Origin of the sequence: Algibacter sp. Ld11 (assembly GCF_045066735.1) — a bacterium.
GTDB lineage: Bacteria > Bacteroidota > Bacteroidia > Flavobacteriales > Flavobacteriaceae > Algibacter.
The window spans coordinates 341,491-364,456 of record NZ_JBISHH010000025.1 but is presented as its reverse complement, the minus strand read 5'-3'; the positions used below and the strand labels follow the sequence as shown (position 1 = coordinate 364,456).

Annotated in this window: 24 protein-coding genes and 1 riboswitch; of the genes, 1 reads left to right on the top strand and 23 read right to left on the bottom strand. The window is 32.8% G+C overall.

Annotated elements, in window-relative coordinates:
* Window position 1: 1 nt before the first annotated feature.
* The 23 genes from metH to ACJJV4_RS15120 all read right to left on the bottom strand — a co-directional run bounded on the left by metH (window position 2) and on the right by ACJJV4_RS15120 (window position 22,124).
* A complete protein-coding gene (metH, locus tag ACJJV4_RS15230; RefSeq protein ID WP_405295971.1) occupies window positions 2–2,677 on the bottom strand; it encodes a methionine synthase in 2,676 nt (891 codons plus the stop codon).
* Complete coding sequence (locus tag ACJJV4_RS15225; RefSeq protein ID WP_405295969.1) at window positions 2,677–2,958, bottom strand: antibiotic biosynthesis monooxygenase family protein; 282 nt, start codon at window positions 2,956–2,958, stop codon at window positions 2,677–2,679. The genes metH and ACJJV4_RS15225 overlap by 1 nt, the downstream gene beginning before the upstream one ends.
* Before the next feature lie 17 nt (window positions 2,959–2,975).
* The gene (locus ACJJV4_RS15220; RefSeq protein WP_405295967.1) at window positions 2,976–3,977 is read right to left on the bottom strand and encodes a homocysteine S-methyltransferase family protein; all 1,002 of its coding nucleotides are present in this window, start codon (window positions 3,975–3,977) and stop codon (window positions 2,976–2,978) included.
* 129 nt (window positions 3,978–4,106) lie between these two features.
* Window positions 4,107–4,242: riboswitch (SAM riboswitch) on the bottom strand.
* Between the two features lie 98 nt (window positions 4,243–4,340).
* Window positions 4,341–5,231 (bottom strand): cysteine synthase CysM, encoded by an 891-nt coding sequence (gene cysM, locus ACJJV4_RS15215; protein WP_405295965.1) that lies wholly within the window; start codon window positions 5,229–5,231, stop codon window positions 4,341–4,343.
* Entirely contained in the window at window positions 5,218–5,958 is a 741-nt protein-coding gene (gene epsC / locus ACJJV4_RS15210) for a serine O-acetyltransferase EpsC (protein WP_405295963.1), read from the bottom strand. Before epsC ends, cysM begins: the two co-directional genes overlap by 14 nt.
* Window positions 5,959–6,149: 191 nt before the next feature.
* Entirely contained in the window at window positions 6,150–7,205 is a 1,056-nt protein-coding gene (locus tag ACJJV4_RS15205) for an NAD(P)/FAD-dependent oxidoreductase (RefSeq protein WP_405295961.1), read from the bottom strand.
* A gap of 22 nt (window positions 7,206–7,227) precedes the next feature.
* Complete coding sequence (locus ACJJV4_RS15200) at window positions 7,228–7,854, bottom strand: bifunctional precorrin-2 dehydrogenase/sirohydrochlorin ferrochelatase (RefSeq protein ID WP_405295959.1); 627 nt, start codon at window positions 7,852–7,854, stop codon at window positions 7,228–7,230.
* A 1-nt stretch (window position 7,855) separates the two neighbouring features.
* The gene (cobA, locus tag ACJJV4_RS15195; protein ID WP_405295957.1) at window positions 7,856–8,620 is read right to left on the bottom strand and encodes a uroporphyrinogen-III C-methyltransferase; all 765 of its coding nucleotides are present in this window, start codon (window positions 8,618–8,620) and stop codon (window positions 7,856–7,858) included.
* Between the two features lie 18 nt (window positions 8,621–8,638).
* Window positions 8,639–10,729, bottom strand: a complete 2,091-nt coding sequence (locus tag ACJJV4_RS15190) for a HEPN domain-containing protein (RefSeq protein WP_405295955.1) — start codon at window positions 10,727–10,729, stop codon at window positions 8,639–8,641.
* Between the two features lie 47 nt (window positions 10,730–10,776).
* Window positions 10,777–12,024 carry a sulfate adenylyltransferase subunit 1 gene (locus ACJJV4_RS15185; protein ID WP_405295953.1) on the bottom strand — a complete coding sequence of 416 codons (1,248 nt, stop codon included), beginning with the start codon at window positions 12,022–12,024 and terminating at the stop codon, window positions 10,777–10,779.
* Between the two features lie 85 nt (window positions 12,025–12,109).
* Complete coding sequence (cysD, locus tag ACJJV4_RS15180) at window positions 12,110–13,015, bottom strand: sulfate adenylyltransferase subunit CysD (RefSeq protein ID WP_405295951.1); 906 nt, start codon at window positions 13,013–13,015, stop codon at window positions 12,110–12,112.
* A 73-nt stretch (window positions 13,016–13,088) separates the two neighbouring features.
* Window positions 13,089–13,709: a phosphoadenosine phosphosulfate reductase family protein gene (locus tag ACJJV4_RS15175; RefSeq protein WP_405295949.1), complete on the bottom strand. Its 621-nt coding sequence runs from the start codon at window positions 13,707–13,709 to the stop codon at window positions 13,089–13,091.
* Window positions 13,709–13,966: a DUF2061 domain-containing protein gene (locus ACJJV4_RS15170; RefSeq protein ID WP_042497199.1), complete on the bottom strand. Its 258-nt coding sequence runs from the start codon at window positions 13,964–13,966 to the stop codon at window positions 13,709–13,711. The genes ACJJV4_RS15175 and ACJJV4_RS15170 overlap by 1 nt, the downstream gene beginning before the upstream one ends.
* Window positions 13,967–14,127: 161 nt before the next feature.
* Window positions 14,128–14,547 (bottom strand): RrF2 family transcriptional regulator, encoded by a 420-nt coding sequence (locus tag ACJJV4_RS15165; protein ID WP_405295946.1) that lies wholly within the window; start codon window positions 14,545–14,547, stop codon window positions 14,128–14,130.
* A gap of 138 nt (window positions 14,548–14,685) precedes the next feature.
* Complete coding sequence (locus ACJJV4_RS15160; RefSeq protein WP_405295944.1) at window positions 14,686–15,978, bottom strand: HlyD family secretion protein; 1,293 nt, start codon at window positions 15,976–15,978, stop codon at window positions 14,686–14,688.
* Between the two features lies 1 nt (window position 15,979).
* Window positions 15,980–18,175 carry a peptidase domain-containing ABC transporter gene (locus ACJJV4_RS15155; RefSeq protein WP_405296549.1) on the bottom strand — a complete coding sequence of 732 codons (2,196 nt, stop codon included), beginning with the start codon at window positions 18,173–18,175 and terminating at the stop codon, window positions 15,980–15,982.
* 244 nt (window positions 18,176–18,419) lie between these two features.
* Window positions 18,420–18,611, bottom strand: coding sequence for a hypothetical protein (locus tag ACJJV4_RS15150; RefSeq protein WP_405295942.1), 192 nt, complete (start codon window positions 18,609–18,611; stop codon window positions 18,420–18,422).
* Between the two features lie 438 nt (window positions 18,612–19,049).
* Complete coding sequence (gwsS, locus tag ACJJV4_RS15145) at window positions 19,050–20,108, bottom strand: grasp-with-spasm system SPASM domain peptide maturase (RefSeq protein ID WP_405295941.1); 1,059 nt, start codon at window positions 20,106–20,108, stop codon at window positions 19,050–19,052.
* A complete protein-coding gene (locus tag ACJJV4_RS15140; RefSeq protein WP_405295939.1) occupies window positions 20,108–20,314 on the bottom strand; it encodes a hypothetical protein in 207 nt (68 codons plus the stop codon). The genes gwsS and ACJJV4_RS15140 overlap by 1 nt, the downstream gene beginning before the upstream one ends.
* On the bottom strand, window positions 20,298–21,212 hold the full coding sequence (locus tag ACJJV4_RS15135) for a hypothetical protein (protein WP_405295937.1): 915 nt from the start codon (window positions 21,210–21,212) through the stop codon (window positions 20,298–20,300). The genes ACJJV4_RS15140 and ACJJV4_RS15135 overlap by 17 nt, the downstream gene beginning before the upstream one ends.
* A gap of 185 nt (window positions 21,213–21,397) precedes the next feature.
* A complete protein-coding gene (locus ACJJV4_RS15130) occupies window positions 21,398–21,583 on the bottom strand; it encodes a hypothetical protein (RefSeq protein ID WP_405295935.1) in 186 nt (61 codons plus the stop codon).
* 63 nt (window positions 21,584–21,646) lie between these two features.
* Window positions 21,647–21,796, bottom strand: a complete 150-nt coding sequence (locus tag ACJJV4_RS15125; protein WP_405295933.1) for a hypothetical protein — start codon at window positions 21,794–21,796, stop codon at window positions 21,647–21,649.
* A 112-nt stretch (window positions 21,797–21,908) separates the two neighbouring features.
* On the bottom strand, window positions 21,909–22,124 hold the full coding sequence (locus ACJJV4_RS15120) for a hypothetical protein (RefSeq protein WP_405295931.1): 216 nt from the start codon (window positions 22,122–22,124) through the stop codon (window positions 21,909–21,911).
* A gap of 238 nt (window positions 22,125–22,362) precedes the next feature.
* On the opposite strand from ACJJV4_RS15120, the gene ACJJV4_RS15115 reads away from it, so the two are divergent.
* Entirely contained in the window at window positions 22,363–22,965 is a 603-nt protein-coding gene (locus tag ACJJV4_RS15115; protein ID WP_405295929.1) for a hypothetical protein, read from the top strand.
* Window position 22,966: the final 1 nt, after the last annotated feature.

The following is a 22,966-nucleotide window of genomic DNA, read 5'->3' as shown; positions in this document are numbered from 1 at the left end:
ACTATTCTTCTGCTAAATTAGGATGCAACCATTTTCTAGCTGTTTTCTTATCAATACCTTTACGTTCAGAATAATCAGTTAACTGATCGTCAGTTATTTTACCTAAACCAAAATACTTCGCTTCTGGATTAGCAAAATAATACCCCGAAACAGCAGCAGCAGGCCACATGGCTAAACTTTCCGTTAAGGTTACACCAATTAGTTTTTCAACCTCTAGCAATTCCCAAATTGTTTCCTTTTCTAAATGATCAGGACATGCTGGATAACCAGGTGCCGGACGGATACCTTTATAACTTTCCTTAATTAAATCGGTATTACTCAAATCCTCATCAGCAGCATAACCCCAATGCGTTAATCTTATTTTCTTGTGTAAATATTCAGCGAAAGCTTCAGCAAATCTATCAGCAATAGCCTGTGCCATAATACCATTATAATCGTCATCCTTAGCTCTATAACTATCGGCTAATTCTTGAGCGCCAAAAATAGCAACACAGAATGCGCCCATATAATCCGTTCTACCAGATTCTTTAGGAGCTATAAAATCAGACAATGCATGATTTGGAATCCCTTCACGTTTTTTTAATTGTTGACGCAAGGTTCTAAAAATCGCGATTTCCTTTCCGTTTTTCTGAACCGAAATATCATCATCGTTAATAGTATTAGCTTCAAACAAACCAAAAACAGCTTTTGGCTTTAAAAGTTGCTTGGCAATAATTTCTTTAATCATCTCCTGAGCTTCAGCATACATAATAGTAGCCTGCTCGCCCACTACCTCATCGGTTAAAATATCAGGGAATTTCCCATGTAAATCCCAACTTCTAAAAAACGGACTCCAATCTATAAACGGTTCTAGTTCTTTTAAACTTAACTGTTTTAAAATTTGAACACCTAATTCTCTTGGTTTAGAAATATTAGACGTTTCCCAGTCTATTTTATATTTTCTCTTCCGTGCTTCTTCAATAGAAATATAAGATTTCTCTTTACCACGCTTTAAAAACTTGTTTCTAAAATCATCATAATCCGCTTTTAACTTCGCCACATAAGCGTTGCTAGTTTTCTTATTTAATAAATCTCCAACCACGGTAACAGCACGAGATGCATCATTAACATGTACCACCGCATTTTTATACTGCGTATCAATTTTTACAGCCGTATGCGCTTTAGATGTTGTTGCTCCACCAATAAGTAAAGGCACTTCAAAATTTTGAAGTTGCATTTCCTTGGCTAAATACACCATTTCGTCTAATGATGGTGTAATTAACCCTGATAAACCAATGGCGTCAACACGTTCGCTGATGGCCATTTCTATAATTTTTTCTGGCGGCACCATAACACCTAAATCTACAATTTCGTAGTTATTACAAGCTAAAACAACGCTCACAATATTTTTACCAATATCGTGCACATCGCCTTTCACGGTAGCCATTAATATTTTACCAACAGGCTCTTGCTTATCCCCTTTTTCAGCTTCAATAAACGGGTTTAAATAACCAACGGCTTTTTTCATTACACGCGCAGATTTTACCACCTGAGGTAAAAACATTTTCCCTGCTCCGAATAAATCCCCAACCACATTCATCCCAATCATTAAATGACCTTCGATAACTTCAATAGGCTTAGCTGCTTCTTGTCTTGCTATTTCAACATCCTCAATAATAAAGGCATCAATACCTTTTACTAAAGCATGTGTAATACGCTCTTGCACTGGATTTTCTCGCCAAGATAAATCCACACCTTTTTCAACTTTAGAACCTTTTACTGTTTCTGCAAAGTCTAGTAAACGTTCGGTAGCATCATCTCTTCTATCTAAAATTACATCTTCAACGTGCTCTAATAAATCCTTTGGAATATCATCATAAATCTCTAAAAGCGCAGGATTTACAATCCCCATATTCATACCGGCCTGAATGGCATAATATAAAAACACCGAGTGCATAGCTTCGCGAACACCGTTGTTTCCTCTAAAGGAAAAAGATACATTACTAACACCTCCACTCACACTTACATTTTCTAAATTCTCACGAACCCAACGCGTTGCTTCGATAAAATCGATAGCATTTCTGCGATGTTCGTCCATTCCAGTTGCTACCGGAAAAATATTTAAATCGAAAATAATATCTTCTGAAGGAAACCCCACTTTATCAACTAAAACGCGATACGAGCGTTCGGCGATTTCAATTCTTCGTTGGTAGTTATCTGCCTGTCCAACTTCATCGAAAGCCATAACAATAACTGCAGCACCGTAGCGTTTAATTTGCTTGGCCTGCCAAATAAAATTTTCTTCACCCTCCTTTAAGGAAATAGAGTTCACAACGCATTTTCCTTGCACTACTTGCAAACCAGCGTTTATAATTTCCCACTTAGAGCTATCGATCATGATAGGCACACGGCAAATATCTGGTTCTGCAGCAATAAGGTTTAGAAAACGCACCATCGATGCTTTACCATCAATAAGACCGTCGTCCATATTGATGTCGATAATTTGCGCTCCACCATCTACTTGGTGACGTGCAATATCCAAAGCTTCATCAAACTTCTCTTCATTAATTAATCGTAAAAACTTACGAGATCCCGCTACATTAGTACGCTCTCCTACATTTATAAAATTGGTATTTTCGCTTAAAACCAAAGGTTCTAAACCAGACAATTTCATGTATTTTGTTTGCTTTATCTTCATTATCTATAATGTTCTACTATTGGAAAAGGTTCGTAAAATGAATGTAACAACGTTTTCCATTGTTGATACTCTTGTGATTTACGGAAGCCAACTTCATGGTCTTCAATCGTTTCCCAATGCACTAATAATATGTATTTATCATCTTGTTCAACACTCTTTTTTAAATCGTGTGAAATATAGCCTTTCATTGAAGAAATAATTTTCTGAGCGATTTGAAATGCATTTTCAAAATCACTTGATAATCCTTTTTTTATATTCAATATGGCTACTTCAAGAATCATAATTTCTAATTTAAAAATTAAACTAATTCACCATGAGTTCTAGGTTTATACTTGGCAGCAAGATTTGCTATAACACGAATATGCTCCGGACTAGTACCACAACAGCCGCCTATAATATTTATTAAATTACGTTTTAAATATTCTTCTATTTGCTCTCCCATTTCTTCAGGACTTTCGTCGTACTCACCAAAAGCATTTGGTAATCCGGCATTAGGATGCGCTGATATAGCAAAATCTGTTTTAGAAGCAATAGCTTCTAAGTGAGGTTGCAATAAATTAGCACCTAAAGCACAGTTAAACCCTACTGAAAGTAATGGAATATGAGATACTGATATTAAGAAAGCTTCAGCTGTTTGTCCTGATAAAGTTCGTCCTGAAGCATCGGTGATAGTACCACTTAACATAATTGGCATATCGATACCACGTTCGTCTTTTACTTCTTCTATAGCAAATAATGCAGCTTTGGCATTTAAGGTATCAAACACGGTTTCAACTAAAAGCAAATCTACTCCTCCATCGATAAGCGCTTCTACTTGTTGTTTGTATGCAATACGTAACTCATCGAAAGTAACAGCTCTGTATCCTGGGTCGTTAACATCGGGAGACATACTTGCGGTACGGTTTGTTGGCCCTATTGAACCTGCTACAAAACGAGGTTTGTGTGGTTCTTTTGCTGTAAACTCATCGGCAACTTCTTTGGCTATTTTTGCAGACTCGTAGTTTAGTTCGTAAACTAAATCTTCCATTTGGTAATCTGCCATAGCAATTGTAGTTCCCGAAAAGGTATTGGTTTCTACAATATCGGCACCTACGGCAAAGTACTTACCATGTATAGTTTTTATAGCTTCGGGTTGGGTAAGCGATAGTAAATCGTTATTGCCCTGTAAAGGTGTTGGATAATCTTTAAAGCGTTCGCCTCTAAAATCTTCTTCTTGAAATTTGTAAGCTTGTAGCATCGTACCCATGGCACCATCTAAAACCAAAATTCGCTCTTTTAATGCTTCTCTGATATTCGACATGTTTTCTTTTCTTTTTACGCTTTAGGTTATTTCCGTTAACAGCAATTAAAAATACTGATGAACGAAACACTTAACAAAAACGCTGTATTCTATTATAAGTTTTATCAAGAAAAGTTAAAGAAATACTTTTCGTTATCTGTCTAATAATTATAAAAATTACTAAGTAGAATGTAGCACCTTCTTTATTTCCTTGATAGTTATCTCGGTTCTTAAAGGGTTGCCAAGGTTTCAACGGGTCTATTCCCTCTGCCTTTCTTGATAACACAATTACATTAATGAACTGTTACCACCATTGTGGATTTGCTTTTGCAAAAATAACAACTATATTATTGTTAACCTTGTGATATTTATAAAATTATTAGACTATTCAAATAGGCTAGACGACAAATAACGATCGCCACGATCGCAAATAATAGCAACTACAACACCACTTTCTAAAGACTCCGCAATTTGCAAAGCACAGTAAACAGAACCGCCACTACTCATACCCGCAAAAACGCCTTCTTCTTTGGCTAGGCGTTGCGTTATATTTTTAGCATCTTCCTCGGTTACATCTATAACAACATCTACTTTGGAACGATCAAAAAACTTGGGTACATACTCTGGCGACCATTTTCTAATACCAGGTATTTTGGCACCATCAGCAGGTTGCGCTCCTACTATTACAATCTCCGGTTTTTTTTCTTTAAGAAATGTTGAAGTACCCATAACGGTTCCCGTAGTTCCCATAGTGGCAACAAAATGAGTTATTTCGCCTTCGGTATCTCTCCAAATTTCTGGACCTGTTGTTTTATAATGCGCTTTCCAGTTATCATCATTTTCAAACTGATTTAAAACGGTATACCCTTTTTCATCACGTAATTTAAAAGCAACATCTCTAGAACCTTCAATACCAATATCCGCTGGTGTTAAAATTACCTCAGCACCATAAGCACGCATGGTTTTAACACGTTCTACTGTAGAGTTTTCAGGCATAATTAATACCATCTTCAATCCTAATAATTGTGCTATAAAAGCTAAAGCAATTCCTGTGTTTCCACTAGTAGCTTCAACTAAAGTGCCTCCTTTTTTAATATCGCCACGTTTTAAAGCTTCAGAAATCATATTGAAAGCAGCGCGATCTTTTACGCTTCCTCCGGGATTATTTCCTTCTAACTTTAAAAATAAACGTACGCCTTCTTTATTAATTAAATGCGTTGCTTCAACTAAAGGTGTATTCCCTATTTCGTCTAATATTGTTTTACCGTATGCCATTTTTCTTCGGTCTAATTTTAATTTCTGTTTGATAAGTCACTAATGAACCTTCGGGTACCGATTGGGTAATCCAAACATTAGCTCCAATAATACTGTTTTTACCAATTACAATATCACCTCCTAAAATAGTAGCGTTAGCGTAAATGGTAACATTGTCGTCTATGGTTGGGTGTCTTTTAGTAGAAGCCAAATCTTTTGAAACTTGAATACCACCTAAAGTAACCCCTTGATATATTTTTACTTGCTCTCCAATTATAGAGGTTTCGCCAATTACAATTCCTGTACCGTGATCGATATAAAACGATTCGCCAATAGTAGCTCCCGGATGAATATCAATACCTGTAATACCGTGAATATATTCACTCATCATTCTAGGTAAAATGTAAACACCTAGTTTATAAAGTGCATGACTTAATCTGTAAATTGAAATAGCATGAAAACCAGGATAAGCCATATAAATTTCGGCTAAACAATGCGATGCAGGATCGTTATTTTCGAAAGCAATGGCATCTAAATCTAGTTTTCTTCTAATTTCTGGAAGTTCCGCTTTAAAGGTTTTCCATATTTTTTCGCCATTCTCAATTTCTAATTTGTCTAGAATTTGCAAGAATGTTTTCTCTAAATATTCGGCGTGTTCTGCTTCGTGATCACAATCGAACAAAGAATAAAACACTTTTTTGGTAAAGGCTTTAACTGTGTCTTTTAAACAAACATTATAACTTTTCATTTGCTGCTATATGTGTAAAACCATTGTATTTAATGGTGTATTTAATCAGTTCATAAAAATAAAACTAATCCTTTTAAAAAGCTTCTTTTTTTAAACATTAAATCCTGCAAGGTTTTGGAAACCTTGCAGGATAGTCATGCCTTGTGTTTAGTTTAGACCTTTTTAGTAAACACTAAAAAGGTTTATTGTTACTAGGTAATAGCTTGAACTACGGCCTTAGGAGCTTCTTTACGAGTACCATCAAAACCATCTACACCGGAAACTGTAGTGTATTTTAAAACATTTTTCTTTCCTGGATGTATAATTTTATACGCCGCTTGACACATTATAGTCGCTTCATGGAAACCACAAAGTATTAATTTTAATTTCCCTGGATAAAAATTACCATCACCAATAGCAAATATACCCGGTATGTTAGTTTGATAATCTAATGCATTGTTAACTTTTACTGCATTTTTTTCAATCTCTAATCCCCAATTTGCAATAGGTCCTAGTTTAGGTGAAAGCCCAAATAAAGGAATAAAGTGATCGGTTTCTAAAGTAAAAGGTTCTTCATCCTTTTTAGTTATTTCTATCGCTTCAACTTTACCGTCTCCTAAGATATCGGTAACTTCTGCAGGTGTAATTAGATTTATTTTTCCAGCATCTTTTAGTTCCTGAACTTTTTCAACTGAATCTAAATGTCCTCTAAACTCATTACGTCTATGAATAAGTGTAACGCTTTTTGCTACATCGGCCAAAAAGATAGACCAATCTAAAGCAGAATCACCACCCCCAGCAATAATCACGTTTTTATCGCGATACACTTCTGGTTCTTTAATCATATACTCAACACCTTTGTCTTCGTATTTAGAAAGATTTTCAAGTTGCGGTTTTCTAGGCTCAAAACTACCTAAACCACTAGCAATAGCAACAACTGGCGCTTGGTGTTTTGTTCCTTTATTTGTAGTTACTATAAACGTACCGTCTTCCTGTTTTTCAACAGTATCTGCACGTTCACCTAAAGTAAAACCAGGCTCAAATTGTTTTGCTTGCTCTAATAAGTTTTTTGTTAAATCTCCAGCTAAAATCTCAGGAAACCCTGGAATATCATAAATTGGTTTTTTAGGATACAACTCTGAACATTGTCCACCAGGCTGTGGTAATGCATCAATTAAATGACATTTAAGTTTTAATAATCCAGCTTCGAATACTGTAAATAACCCTGTTGGCCCCGCGCCAATTATTAGTATATCTGTTTTAATCATTTTTACTATGCTTTATATATAATTACTCTTTTTTTTCTATTAATCCTTTTGTGAACTCGTTTAACGTTTCCACTTTTTGTTCAAAATCACCTTTTATAGTTTTTCTAAACTCGCTTAAATTTTTCACTAAATCGTCTACATTTTCAGGAATAACATCCTCAAAAAATTGACGTAAACGTTTAGCTGTAGTTGGTGATTTTCCGTTCGTAGAAATCGCCACTTTTACATTACCTTTAGTTACAATACCACCCATATAAAAATCACAATATGGTGGATTATCGGCTACGTTAACTAGTTTAGCTTCTGCTCTACAATCTTTCCAAACTTGCACATTTACTTCAGGTATATCTGTCGTAGCAACAACCATATGCTTGCCAATAAGGTACTTTTTTTTGTAAACATCTTCAACTAATGTTACACAACCTGTTTTTGCAAGTGTTTTTGTTCCTTCTCGAAACATTGGAGATACCATGGTTACATGTGCATCTGGACTTGATTTTAATAAGAACGTTAATTTTTCTTCAGCTACGTTTCCTCCGCCAACAATAAGCACATTTAAGCTTTTTGTTTTTAAAAAAATAGGATATAAATTATTCCTCTCTTTCTCAGCTAAACTCGACGTTTTTATTTTATCTGCTTCGTCTAGCATATTATTTATTTTTATTAACCGATTCTACAACAGACGATAGAATAGCCCGTTCTTTCACCACATCACCAATAACAATAATAGCAGGGTTTGCTATTTGTTTTTCTGCCACAATACTTTCAATAGAACTTATTGTGCCAATGCCAACATTTTCATTATCTCTTGTACCGTTTTGAATAATAGCAACTGCAACATCTTGCTTATTTTCTTCTGAAAAAATCTTTACAATTTCGCTAAGTTTTCCCATGCCCATTAAAATAACAACTGTTGCCGATGATTTTGCTGCTAAAGCTACATCACCAGATAATTGATGTTTTTTAGTGGTTCCGGTAATAACCCAAAAACTCTCTGAAGACCCTCGTTTTGTTAACGGAATACCCTGATAAGCAGGCACTGCCATTGATGAAGAAATACCAGGAACAACATAAGTTTCTACCCCAAATTGTCTCACATAATCAATCTCTTCTGCCCCTCGACCAAAAATAAAAGGATCGCCGCCTTTTAAGCGTACCACATGCCCCTTCTCTTTAGCTTTAGATACAATAAGATCGTTTATTTGATCTTGTTGAAAAGCATAACACCCTCTACGTTTACCTACAAAAATAAGTTCGGCATCTGCCGCAGCATATTTTAGTAAGGCTTCATTAATAAGCGCATCATAAAGAATAACATCTGCAGATTCAATGGCCTTAATTGCTTTAAGGGTAATTAAATCTATATCTCCAGGACCAGCACCTACTATGGTTAATATTGGGGTTTGTATACTCATTTTTGCTTTTTAGTATCCTTATGCCTTAGCTTGTTCTGCCTCTCTATAAGCTCTTACTGCTGCCAAAAATTTATCGGCATTAGCAATATAACTCAAGGCAAAATCTTTAGTTGGTGCATTTTTATTGATTTCGTAAATTAATTCTGAAAACGACGTTCCTAAATCAATTTTTCCTCCTTCAATAAAAAATTCATCAAACTGAGATACAATTCCAGCGTGTGTATTTGTCTTTTTATTTTCAGCTAATAATAACGCTTTCGCGGAATTAACTAGTGATTGATAAGCATAATATATAGCACTAGAATACACCTCATCTTCAAAAGAAGCTTTAGCATTATCAATTTTTTCTTCACTTTCAAAGAACAATGTAGCAATTAAATCAATAACAACACCTGCACACTCACCAATTCCTATTTCTTTTACGTATTTCTCATTTTCTCCCCAATCGATAAAATCTTCTTGAGTTAAATTAGTTACATCTTGCAAATCGTTTAATAAATCATAAAAATAACGCTCTCCTGTTACTTTATAATAATCTACAAAAGATTTTCCGTTAGCATTCGCTTCAAAATCGTTTAAAATTCTTCGTAAAGCTTCTGGCCCTCTTTTACTTGGTACTTTTACTACTTTATCTGCAAATAATGCATTTCCATTACCTAGGTTACCTCCTCCTAATAAAACTTGTAACGCAGGCGCCACTAATTTTTCAGGTGTTCTAACCGTCATTCCTTGAAAACCAATGTTTGCCATATTGTGTTGACCACAAGCATTCATACATCCACTAATTTTAATTACAAGATCTTCATTTTGTAAATATTGTGGGTATTCTTCCGTAATCATGCGTTCTAATTCTACAGAGATACCTGTACTACTCGCTATACCTAAGTTACAAGTATCTGTACCTGGACAAGCTGTAATATCTACGGCTTTATTATATCCCGCTTCTACAAAACCCAATTTTTCAAGTTCTTTATAGAAAAACGGTACTAAATCTTCCTTTACAAAAGGAATAACTATGTTTTGACGTAATGTTAAACGCACTTCGCCAGCAGCATATTTATCAATTAAATTAGCTAGTAAACGTGCTTTATCGGTATAAAAATCACCTAATAAAACTTTAACACCAATTGCAACGTATCCCTCCTGTTTTTGAGGAATAAGGTTTGTAGATTTCCATAAATCGAAGGCTGCTTGATCTTTTATTTCAACTTGTGGTGCTTCTACTGAAACTGGTGTTGATGCCACATAAGCATCAGCATCAATAGTTACGGTTTTAAATTCAATTGCTTTTTGTTCTTCAGCAATTAAAGCTTTAAAAGCCTCTAATCCAATATCCTTTAAAAGGAATTTCATACGTGCTTTAGCTCTACTTTTACGTTCACCATAACGATCGAAAACGCGTAAAACACCTTCCATTACTGGAATAATTTTATCTGTAGGTAAAAAGCTGTAAAGCTCTTCAGCATGACGTGGTTGAGAACCTAATCCACCAGCAACCATTACTTTAAAACCACGAACACCATTTTCTACTTTGGCAATAAAACCAATATCATGTAAATACGATAATCCTGTATCTTCGTCTGTATTAGAAAAAGACACTTTAAATTTACGTCCCATTTCTTGACAAATTGGGTTACGTAAAAAGAATTTAAAAATCGCATCCGCATAAGGTGATACATCAAAAAGTTCGTTAGCATCTATCCCTGCTGTTTCCGAAGCCGTTACGTTTCTAACCACGTTTCCACAAGCTTCACGAACTGTAACTTCATCTTTTTCAAGTTCTGCCCAAAGTTCTGGAGTTCTTTGCAAATCTACATAGTGAATTTGGATGTCTTGACGGGTTGTAATGTGTAAACGACCACGAGAATATTCATCTGAAACATCAGCAATTCTGCGTAATTGGTTACTTTTCATTTTTCCATAAGGGATCTTGATACGAATCATTTGAACACCTTCTTGACGTTGGCCATAAACGCCACGCGCCAAACGAAGACTTCTAAATTTTTCTTCATCAATTTTACCATTGTTAAATAGCTCAATTTTATTAGCTAATTCAATGATATCCTTTTGTACTATTGGATTTTCTATTTCTGTTTCAAAACTTTGCATGATATACCTGACCTTTTTCTTATTAGAAAAATATTTTTTATTATTTTTTACTGGATAAAACCAGCCCCAACTGTGTTGTTAGATTGTGGATCTATTAAAATAAACGAACCGTTTGTTCTATGGTTTTTGAATTGATCAAAAAAGATAGGCTTGTTTAATTTAAATGAAACCGACGCAATATCATTAACACCTAAAGATGTTGCTTCTTTATCTATTCCTGAATAATCAGGATTAATTTTGTGGTTAATTCTATCAACCTTAGCTAATACTTTATTAACACCATGTTGTACAATATATTTACCTCCAACAGTTAAGTTTTCAGAATCCATCCAACATACATTAGCTGTAAATTGCTTATCAATTTTTGGTAAATCGTTTTCTTTTACAATCATATCTCCACGAGATACATTAATATCGTTTTCTAAAGTAATGGTTACCGAAGAACGTCTAGAAGCCGTTTGATACTTTTCATCATAAAAATAAATCTCTTTTATTTTAGATCTTGTTTTAGATGGTAAAACAATAATATCATCACCAACGCTTAATTCACCACCGTAAACTTTTCCGGCATAACCTCTAAAATCATGAAAATCTTCAGTTTTAGGACGAATTACATACTGCACAGGGAAACGTGGCGTACCAACGTTATAGATATCGTTTTTATCCAAATCTTCTAAATGCTGCAATAACGCATCACCAGTGTACCAAGGCATTTTATCAGATTTATTTACAACATTATCACCTTTTAATGCACTAACAGGAATAAATGTTATTTTTTGATCTTGATAATCTCTTTTGTTCATTAATTCTGTAAAATCGGCTTTAATTTTATTGTAAACCTCTTCAGAATAATCAACTAAATCCATTTTATTAATAGCGACTACAACATCTTTAATTCTCAATAAGTTATTGATAAAAAAGTGACGATTGGTTTGCTCAATAACACCTTTTCTAGCATCTATTAAAACGATAGAAGCTTGAGATGTTGAAGCTCCTGTAACCATGTTACGCGTATATTCTACGTGACCAGGAGTATCTGCGATAATGTAACTTTTCTTTTTAGTTGAAAAGTAAATATGTGCCACATCAATAGTAATACCTTGTTCTCTTTCAGCCATTAAACCATCTGTCGCTAAAGAAAAATCTAGGTAATCATATCCTAATTGTTCACTTTTATCTTCAATCGCTTTTAACTTATCTGAGGTTAATGATTTTGTATCGTAAAGAATACGTCCAATTAACGTACTTTTTCCATCATCTACACTTCCTGCTGTTGCTATTTTTAATACTTCCATTTTTTTATTGGCTGTTGGCTTTAAAGCCTAATTTGTATTCATTTTAAAAGATTTCCGCCTTCGCGGAAATAACAAAATTGGTATTCTAGAAATACCCTTGTTGTTTACGTTTTTCCATGGCGCCTTCAGAACGCTTATCATCGATTCTAGCTCCACGTTCCGAAATAGAAGAGTCTCTAATTTCTTCTACTACTTTCGAAATAGATACTGCATCTGAATATACAGCTGCAGTACAGCTCATATCTCCTACCGTTCTAAAACGCACCATTTTTTCAATAACTTCTTCGCTCTCATCTCTGTAAACCACATCGTCTTCAGCAGACCAAATCATGCCATCTCTTAAGAATACTTTACGTTTGTGAGCAAAATATATTGAAGGAATCTCAATATTTTCTTTTTCTATATAAGACCAAACATCTAATTCTGTCCAGTTAGAAATTGGAAATACACGTACGTTTTGTCCGTGCTCTATATCTCCATTCAACATATCAAATAACTCCGGACGTTGGTTTTTTTCATCCCATTGACCAAAATCGTCACGAACAGAAAAAATACGTTCTTTAGCTCTTGCTTTTTCTTCATCACGACGCGCACCACCAATACAAGCATCAAACTTAAATTCTTCTATAGCATCAAGAAGCGTAGTAGTTTGCAACATATTTCTACTTGCATAACGACCAGATTCTTCTTTCACTTTTCCTTCATCAATAGAATCTTGAACGTTACGTACAATTAGCTCTAAGCCTAATTCTTTACATAAACGATCTCTAAATTCAATAGTTTCAGGGAAATTGTGCCCCGTGTCTATATGCATTAAAGGGAAAGGGATTTTTGCTGGGTAAAAAGCTTTAACAGCCAATCTAACCAAAGTAATAGAATCTTTTCCTCCAGAAAATAACAACACAGGTTTTTCAAATTGTGCTGCCACTTCTCTCATAATGTATATAGCCTCGTTTTCTAACGAATTTATATTTGATGTGTCTTTATTCATAATCTTGTTTGTTATTTCGCTTTCGCGGAATATATTCTTTATTTCTTATTTACTATCTGTAATATTCAACCTTCTATCCGTGTAAACCACATTCTCTATTGGATAACGCCTTTGTTGGATCGAAATATTTAAACTCGTTTGGCAGGTTATTCTCTTCCAAATAGGTGTCTAATTTTTCATCGCTCCAAAAATAAAACGGACTTACTTTTAAAACTCCAGTTTTACTTACACTAAAAATACCAATGCTATCTCTAAATGCTGTTTGGCCTTGGCGTAAATTTGTAAACCATACTTTTGGTTTATGCTCTGCCATAGCTCTTGCAAAAGGCTCTAACTTTACTTGTTCTGTAAACAAAGCATGCTCTGGAGCATCTACACTAGGAATTCCTAAAACAACATCTCTATGTGACGATGTTTGCTTTGGCACATATAAAAACACATTTAAATCCAAGTCTTTTATTACTTGCTCGGCATGCTTATATGTTTGTGGTGTATTGTAACCTGTATCGCACCAAACTACAGCCGTTTTCGCTTTTACTGTATTTACAGCATGCAAAATAGCTGCCTCGTAAGGTCTAAAATTTGTAGTAACTACAGCCTCGTTACTTAACTCAAAGGCTTTAGCAATTATTTCTGATGGTGAAGCATTTTTAAAAGCTTCATTTAATGTATCTAATTCTGACTGACTTATCATTATTTCCCCCATTTAACTGAATTCCAAATACGCTCGTGAAAAAAGTATAATACCATTTTTGTTATAAAATCGACAGAAGCAATAGATGCTGCTACCGATAGTTCACCTGTTAAAAAATAAGAAACTATTAAAGTATCTAACGTTCCAATAAGTCTCCAGCTCAAAGCTTTTGCCACACTTCTAATTGGTTTTTCACCAACAGCATCTTCTTGGTAAGTGGACTTTTCTTTATTTTTTAATAACATTTGCGCTATCATTTTCTTAATCTTATATTAATCCTACCGTTTTAGTAGGAGTTACAAATGTAATACATTTTTGTACATTACAAATAGCTTTTAAGAATTTTTTAGGATAATGGAATATTTTCGGGTTAAACTGAAGAAAATTTATAGAAAACCAAAAATTCCTCGTAATTTTATCAGGATTTGATATTTGCTAAATCTGCTAAAGTATTATCTCGAAGCACTTTTAACGTGTTATCACGTATCATAATCATAAGTTTATGCACGCTACATTGATGTTCGTCGGGACAATCGTCACATTTTTCATAGAAGTTAAGACTTACGCAGGGCACCATAGCAATTGGACCTTCAAGAACCCGCATTACTTCTGTCATTTTAATTTCCGTAGCCGGCTGCCTTAAATAATAGCCACCATGTTTCCCTTTTTTAGACCCTAAAACGCCAGCCTTCCTTAAAGTTAATAAAATACCTTCTAAAAATTTCTGAGGTATGTTTTCTCCTTTAGCAATTTCACCTACAGGAACTGGTAATTCGCTTTCATGTCTTGCAATAAAAGTGAGAGCTTTTAATCCGTATTTAGTTTTTTTAGATAGCATGTGGTAAATATAGTTATTTAAAACACTTTGCTAATATAATTATTTTGAAGAAATTTTATAATTAGTGACCTCTGGTTTTTATAAAGTGCTAAAATAAAATGCTTCAATTTATATATGAAAAACTACTACTCTAATTATTTACCGTCTTAAAGCCTCTTTAAACTGATAGAAAAAACGCTCAATTAAGCGTAAATCTTCGGTGATAATTTCAGCAGAACCGCGCATTTCTTGTTTAAAATCTATTGTTTTACCGTAAGACGTAACTAGTACTTTGGGTAACTCTACATCTATAATATATAAACCGTTTACATCTGGTACTATTGAAACATTTTTAACAATTCCGTTAAGCACACCAAACTCTGTATCAGGATAGTTTTCTATTTTCAAATTCACTTTTTGACCAATTTTAATTTTTCCAGAATTTTGACCAGGTGCTTTTAACTTAGCTATAAACGAAGAGTTTTCACTAGGAATTATTGTAAAAACCAAATCGCCCTGATTAACGGTTTGATTAGAATTCCAAAAATTTAGAAACGAAACCTTACCTTCAATATTAGATTGTAAAACGTACTGATACTCCCAATCTCTAACTGCTTTTTTTAATTGATTAAAAGATTGAATAACATTTTTAAGTAATACCATTTCTTCTTTCACCCTATTAATTTCAGTGCCTTTAGAAGTTTGGTTTGCGTTACTTATCCCTTCTCTAATTTGAGATATTGAAGATTCAAAATTCTTATAATTACGTTCTGCCTGAGCTGCTTCCAGTTGTTTATTTTCGAAGTCTTGAGCCGAAATAATACCTTTATCAAACAATGATACAAACCGCTGTAAATCCTTCTTTTTAAAGTCTAATTCCGTTTTATTAATTTCTTTTTGAGACTGAAGACTCCGTAATCTTCTATTTAATTCTGAAATAGAATATCTATTTGCTATGGCCTCATTAGAATAAGGTTTTAATTCTTTATTTAATTGATACTGTATATAGCTATTTTCAAATAAAGCATATTGAGATTCAATATTCCCTAAAAACAAAAGAGGTAAACTATCTATAGGAAACTTAAAATATTGTCTATTTAAAGTTATAGTATCTATAATCGATTTGAGCTTAAATACATCTTTATAATTAGCCGTATTTTCTAGTATAGCCAAACGCTGCCCACTACTCACCTCTTGATTGTCTTTTATTAAAAGAGCTTCTAACTTCCCAGTAATTTTAGCATATTCTTTTTGCGGTGGTGTTTTAGTTGTAATTAAAGCTTCTGATGCAATGATATCTGGGTATTTTACAAACCAAGATAATAACAACACTAATATTATTAATATGAGGAACAATACATTGCCCCAACGTATCATCCAATGTGGTACTTTGCTAAGTATTTCTTGTACCTCTTCGCTCCTTAAATCTATGTCTTCTAGTTTGTCTGACATGCTATTTCCCTAATTCTAATTGGTTTTTAACCAAATTATAATAATTTCCTTTTTGCTTCACTAAGGTTTCGTGATTACCAACTTCCACTATTTTGCCTTGATCTAAAACAACAATTTGGTCTGCATTTTTTACAGTACTCAATCTGTGCGCAATAACAACTACTGTTTTATTTTCAAAAAAAGTATTCAGCTTTTCCATAATCACTTTTTCATTGTTTGCATCTAAAGCCGAGGTTGCTTCATCAAAAAATAAGAAATCAGGGTTTTTATAAACCGCTCTTGCAATAAGTAAACGTTGTTTTTGTCCTGTACTTAGCCCCACACCTTCCATGCCTATTTTAGTATTGTACGATAATGGTAAGATTTCTATAAACTCTTTAATATTGGCAACATCTACTGCATGTGCCAACTTATTTTTATTTATATAATCTTCGCCAACTGCAATATTATTAGCAATAGTATCGCTAAAAATATAGCCTTCTTGCATCACTACACCAGATTGCCTTCTCCATGCTTTTTGAGATACATGCTGTAAATTGTAATTACCAAGTTTTATATTTCCAGCATTAGGTTCGTAAAATTTTAAGAGCAATTTCATTAAGGTGGTTTTACCACTACCACTAGTGCCGACAATAGCTGTAATTTTATTAGAAGGAATAGTTAAATCGAGATTTTTTAAAACCATTTGATCTGACCCTGTATAACTAAAGTAAACCTTTTCGAGGCTTAAATCTGCATCTTGAGAAAGGTCTGTTATTTTATTAGCACCTTGCTGCTCTTCATCTTCTTTATTATGAATTTCTGCCAAGCGCTCTAACGATATTTTAGCATCTTGCACTTCTCTAATAAAACCTATAAGTTGCGCTATTGGCGAGTTTAACTGCCCTACTATATATGTAATAGCCAACATCATCCCTAAGGTAATATCACCATCGATTACTAATTTAGCAGAGAGTACGGTAATTAAAATATTTTTTACTTCATTTATAAAACCAGAACCCACCGTTTGGTATTGCTCGAGTGCTAACCCCTCTATGGAAACTTTAAATAGTTTAGCTTGTAAAAACTCCCAACCCCATCGTTTTTGTTTTTCAGCATTATGCAGTTTTATTTCCTGCATCCCATTTATAAGCTCAATAACTTTACTTTGTTCTTGACTTACTTGAGAAAAACGCTTGTAATCTAAATCTCTACGCTTTTTTAAGAAAATAATAATCCATACGAAATAAAAAAAACTTCCTAATAAAAACACACCAAAAACCTGTAAACTATAGTATGCCAAAACAATACTAAAAATAACAAGATTCACCATAGAAAAGAGCACGTTTAACGACGATGTTGTTAAAATACTTTCTATACGCTTATGGTCGTTTATACGTTGTAAAATATCGCCCGTCATTCTCGTATCGAAAAAGGCTATTGGCAAATTCATCAGTTTTACAAAAAAATCTGAAACCAGCGATATATTTATTCTTGCACTTAAGTGTAATAGAATCCAGCTTCTAACAACCTCAATAGCTGTGCGCCCAATAAACAAAGCTAATTGGGCAAATAAAATAAGATATATAAAGTGTACATCTTGATTTTTTATACCAACATCGACAACACTTTGCGTTAAAAACGGAAAAACAAGCTGAAGTAAACTCGCCGCAATTAACCCTATAACTAATTGCCATAAAAACTGTTTATATTTTAATACATATTTTGATATAAACGAAAAACTAAAATCCTTATCCGCCTCTTTAGTTGTTGTAGTATACTCTTTTAAATTAGGTGTTGTTTCTAATAATAAAACAATACCTTCTTCGGTTTCTGAGCTCGCGTTATTACCAATCCAATGCTCTAAAAGGTCGGGTAGGTTATATTTAAGCAATCCATGAGCCGGATCTGATATGTGATATATGCCATTTTTTATTTCATATAAAACAACATAATGGTTTTTATTCCAATGCAAAATACAAGGTAGCGGTGCTTCTTCTAATTGCTTCGAAGTAATTTTTACACCAAGTGTTCTAAACCCTATACTTTCTGCCGCATCACTTAATCCTGACAAACTACTTCCTGACCTAGTAGTTTCACTTAAGGTACGTAACTCTTGTATCGGTATTATTTTATTATAATGCTTTGCTATTATTTTTAAACAAGTGGCACCACAATCTTTAAAATCGAGCTGTTTATAAAAAGGAAACTTTTTAATCATTTGTATTGATTAGATGAGACATGCCATAACTTTTTATAGCTTCTACTTTTAATGGGGTTTTGCTATAACTCTCGCATTTCTGGTATTGTATGAAATTCTCTATTTTTTAATAAAACAACCCAATTCTAGAAAGAATTGGGTTATTTTATCACTTTAATTTAAAGTTATTGAAATTAATAACCATAAATAGTTTTCTCGTAGATGGCCATAGCGGATATTATCTATTCTTAACTATTACCAGCTACTGACATCCACATGTTTCTATTGAACTTAGACTTGGATAATCATAACGGCCATATTCTACCCAATTACCTGGAGTACTTGCTCCTCCTGGAGCATGCCATACTAGATAATATGATGAAGGCGAAACTTTCCCTCCTTGGATTTGTTCTAAATCTATCTTACTATTTTTAAAATTCGATAGTTTTTTCATAATCTAAAATTTTATAAAATACCTACTCTATTATAAATAAGCTTTTCGGTTTACGCTTTTACTTGTTATTAGTTTAACTTGTTTATATATTCTACGAATTAGTTATAACATTATCTTCAATACTCCCTTTAACTATATTTTTCACTTTGATTAAAAATTAGTGTAATCGCTAATTTCAAAATATTAAACTTATTAAAACATTAATGTCTGCTTATATGAACCTTGCGGTTACTTCTGCTTTTAAAAGCTAATGTCAAAACAAAATTAACTTTACAACATAGCCTTCTATATACTTAGATACCTTTAAAAAAAATAATAACACATTTTCTTTAAAATTTTAGTAATTATAAAAAATTCGCACTTCAAATCGTAGCATCCTTTTCTCCTCTTCCAATAAGAAATAAATTACAACTATTTAATAGCAAGAAAAGTTGTTCTTTATTTATTATTAAGATAAGGCATAGCATAATGCTCTATTGCTTCTACTTTTAATGGGTTTGTACTCCAATCTTCCCACTCGTTTGTATAAGGACTATATCCGCATTTTAAAGGCTTAGAGAAATCGTTATTTGGGTCTTCTGTATAAGCTCTACAATCTGTACAGATATATCTGAATTCGCAGTCTTTACAAACCTCGATTTCGTCTTTAGAAACATTCCAATATTTTTTAAAATCTTTAATCTTTAAAGCATTTAAAAAAGATGTGTTTTCAATATTTCCAAAACTTTTAGACATACTTGGGCAGTTTTTAATGTTCCCGTTAACATCAATCGAAATTTTCTTATTTAGACAAGTATTATGATTTTGAGCTTCTGTAAAAACAGCTATTGTAGACACAAAATAGCCTTGATTAACAACACCACAACAGGTATTATTTAGAATTACAGCTTTAGTTTGTTTTATAAAATCGTCTTCATAATCACTTGGAGCGCTATGCAATAGAACGCGACCTATTAAAGGAGAATTTAATACTAAAGTTTTAACCTGCTCTACATAATTTTCTTCATTAGAAAACTGAGCTATGAAATCAACATTTTTAAAGTAGCCTTTAAAACAATACTCTATAATGTCCTCCATTTGCCCTAAGCTTAAAGTAGTGTAAGCTCTAACTTCTAAATATTTACATTGAACATCTGTAAGATTATTAATTACTTTTTTAATATCATAATCCGATTTTTCATCTAAATCAATTATCGCATTATTAATAACTTCTGATGTATCATATTCTAAAGGAAAATCTGGAAAACTATCAGGAGAACTTGTATAAAAACCTATACCCTCGTCAATAAAATAGTTTATGTATTCCATAAGCGTTTCTTGGGTCTCTAGATCTAATTTATTTTTAACCTGAATTAGAGGTGTTTTTTTTAGCTCAATTAGAATATCATATAATTCATTGGGTATAAAAAAAAGTTTATTTTCTTGTAAATCACTTATCACGGTTCTAGTTGCACCTATAGTTAGCGTGCAGTTCGAAAAAATTAAAAAATATTTCATTAAAAAAAATTAAAGCTTTTACTTATTGGTTTTGGAGCACTGCCTGTAAGTGTTTTAACAGACTCATAAACCTCCATTTTTATAACTCGATTTGGTCGCCTTGGAATAATTGGTTGAATAGGTGTACCACCTCCAATTTCTTTAGCTTCAGAAAGCTGATATAATAAAGGCAAATTTTCTACCCCTTGTTTAATGTTTTTTTTCATGTAATGTTTTTAAGTGTAATGCTACTTTTTTTTCTAAAAAGTAATTACAAGGTTCTGATACCATAGAAAATTGACCTACAGGATTAACCTCTAGAAAATAGATAAGATTATCTTGCCCTAACATAAAATCTAGAGAGCCCGTTTCTAAATTTAAGGTTTCCATTAAAAGGTGAATTTTATCTTCAACTTCCCTTGTAAGTTGATATGGTACCTTCCGTAAATCTTTACTATACTTTCTATGATCCACCTCTGAATTAGGCGTCATTATAGCCATCGAGAAAATTTCCTTATTGAAATAAAAAGTTCTAATTTCGAGTATTTTGGGAATAAATTTTTGAATAAATGAACTTGGAAATGTAGAAGGAATAGCCTCTATATTAGTAACTTCTTTTGTATAAAACATAGTAAAGCAGGCTCTACTCGATAAAGGAAATGTATTCCCCAAGCTTTTTGTTATTACTCTACCGTGTTTTTCTTTGAAATTTATAAGTTGCTTTTTACTAGTTATAATTTGATATTCAGGAATATTAAACCCCACAGCTTTTGCTTCATCTAAAACAATTAATTTATTAACATCAATAGAACTGGGTTGAGATAGCCAATTTTTAGATTTAAGCAAATACATAAAATATTGAGATAACATTTTATTTTCATCTGTAATATTATGATTTAAAGTAATCATATTTTTTTCATTATCAACAACAGTTGTTGGAGGAAGGCCTTTAACCAAACTCCAGCGCCATGACCAAACTGTACTTACTTTTTTTATATTTTTAAAATCCCAATTAGAATAGTTTTCAGCATGAAGCCTTTTAAAGTCTTGTTTATAATATGATAACCAATCCATTACTTTTTCTGGTGTGGTATCATGTTCACTATTTGTTAGTAGTAAAATCATATGTAGAAATATGCTCAACCTTATTAAGGGTTGAGCATTTTTAATATTAAAAATTGTTAACTTAAAATAAATTTATTGAATCAATAATCGAATCTTAACACAATAATTAGCAGTAAGAAACGGTACTGATTATAGTATTAAATATTACTCTATTCATATAAGCTTTTCGGCTACCGCTTAAACAATTATACTGGCGACATATACGCATCGCAATTAAGAACACAACTTTCTGGACCAATACCTTCTGGATGACCTGGTGGACGTAATGGAACAAATGTTCCAGAGAGCACCAAAATAGGAGTGCCTCCAATTCCTCCCTGAATTTCTTTTAAATCTACTTTTTTGTCTTTAAAATTTGATAATTTTTTCATAAAAAAATTTAATTATATACCTACTCTATTTTTTATAAGCTTTTCGGCTACCGCTTTTAATTATTATAAACCAAGTTTATCCTTAATGTGCTGCCCAAAAGGATCTAACGTACAATTTCCGTTAGTAATTCCATTATCTCCATTGCCTCCTAAAACGGTTCTTGTTACTTTAGCTTGTAATTGAAAGTCACTGAAATCATTTAAATTTTTCATCTTATTTTTTATATATTATTATTTAATGAGCATTTATAAAACACAAAAACATGATCATAAAAGAACTCAAATTTTTAATTCAAAATACTTTTAATAAACAAATTGCAAGTTTTTATCTAGGTGCTGCTGCAAATTGCCCTGGCTCATAATCAGTCCAAACATAACTTCCATTTATATCTGTACCAATAGTAGATATGTAGTTTCCAGGAGTAGAAGTACCACCAGGGTATGCGTTTATAGCAGAAAAAGACATAGTAGGCCAATGTTTACCTCCATCAATATTTTTTAACTCTACTTTGTTTTCTTTAAAATCTGATAATTTTTTCATTTTAAAATTTATTTAGATGCCTACTCTATTCATATAAGCTTTTCGGCTACCGCTTTTTTTGAGAAACCATTTTTATAGCACATGATTTTATTAAAAAGAAGAAAAGGCTGTTAGCATGGCTTCCCACGTATATGATGTAGATTAAAAAAATAATAACAAGTTTTTTTTATTTCCCCTCAGAACTGAAAGAAATTCAGAAAGGCAGATATCTTTATTTTTAGTATCATTGTGGTTCCCTATGACAGAAATTAATATCAAAAAAATAATTGATAGCGCCGTTAATGGACATGAATTTCCTTTTAATAGATTTTTTGAAGATACTTTCAAAAAACTATTACCCAAACTAACCGCTCTCACTAACTCAAGAGACGATGCGCAAGACGTTTTTATAACATCTATGCATAAATTTTGGGAACGCTTTGTTATTAAACAAGAAGAACTACCTCTTAATAGTATAGCCTATATTTATATGATGTGTCGAAACGCATGGCTACATAAAAAAAGACAGCCATGGAACTCTGTTATTTTAGTAGATAATAATGCACACAACCTCAATAAATCTAAGAATGATATTTTGGTAACAGAGCAGGAAAAAATAGATTTAGAAAACGATATTTCACTAAAGCACAAGGCCTTATCTATTGCCATTAATGAGTTATGTGATAAATGCAAAAAACTTATTGAGGCAGAGCTTGATAACAATATAAAATTAAAAGATTTACAGCAAGAAATGGGGTATAATAATTACCAAGCTTTAGTACAAGCAAAATATAATTGTAAAAAAAGACTAGTTAAAAAAGTTACTGAAGCTTTAATTAACTTGAAAAAAAATAATTCTTAAT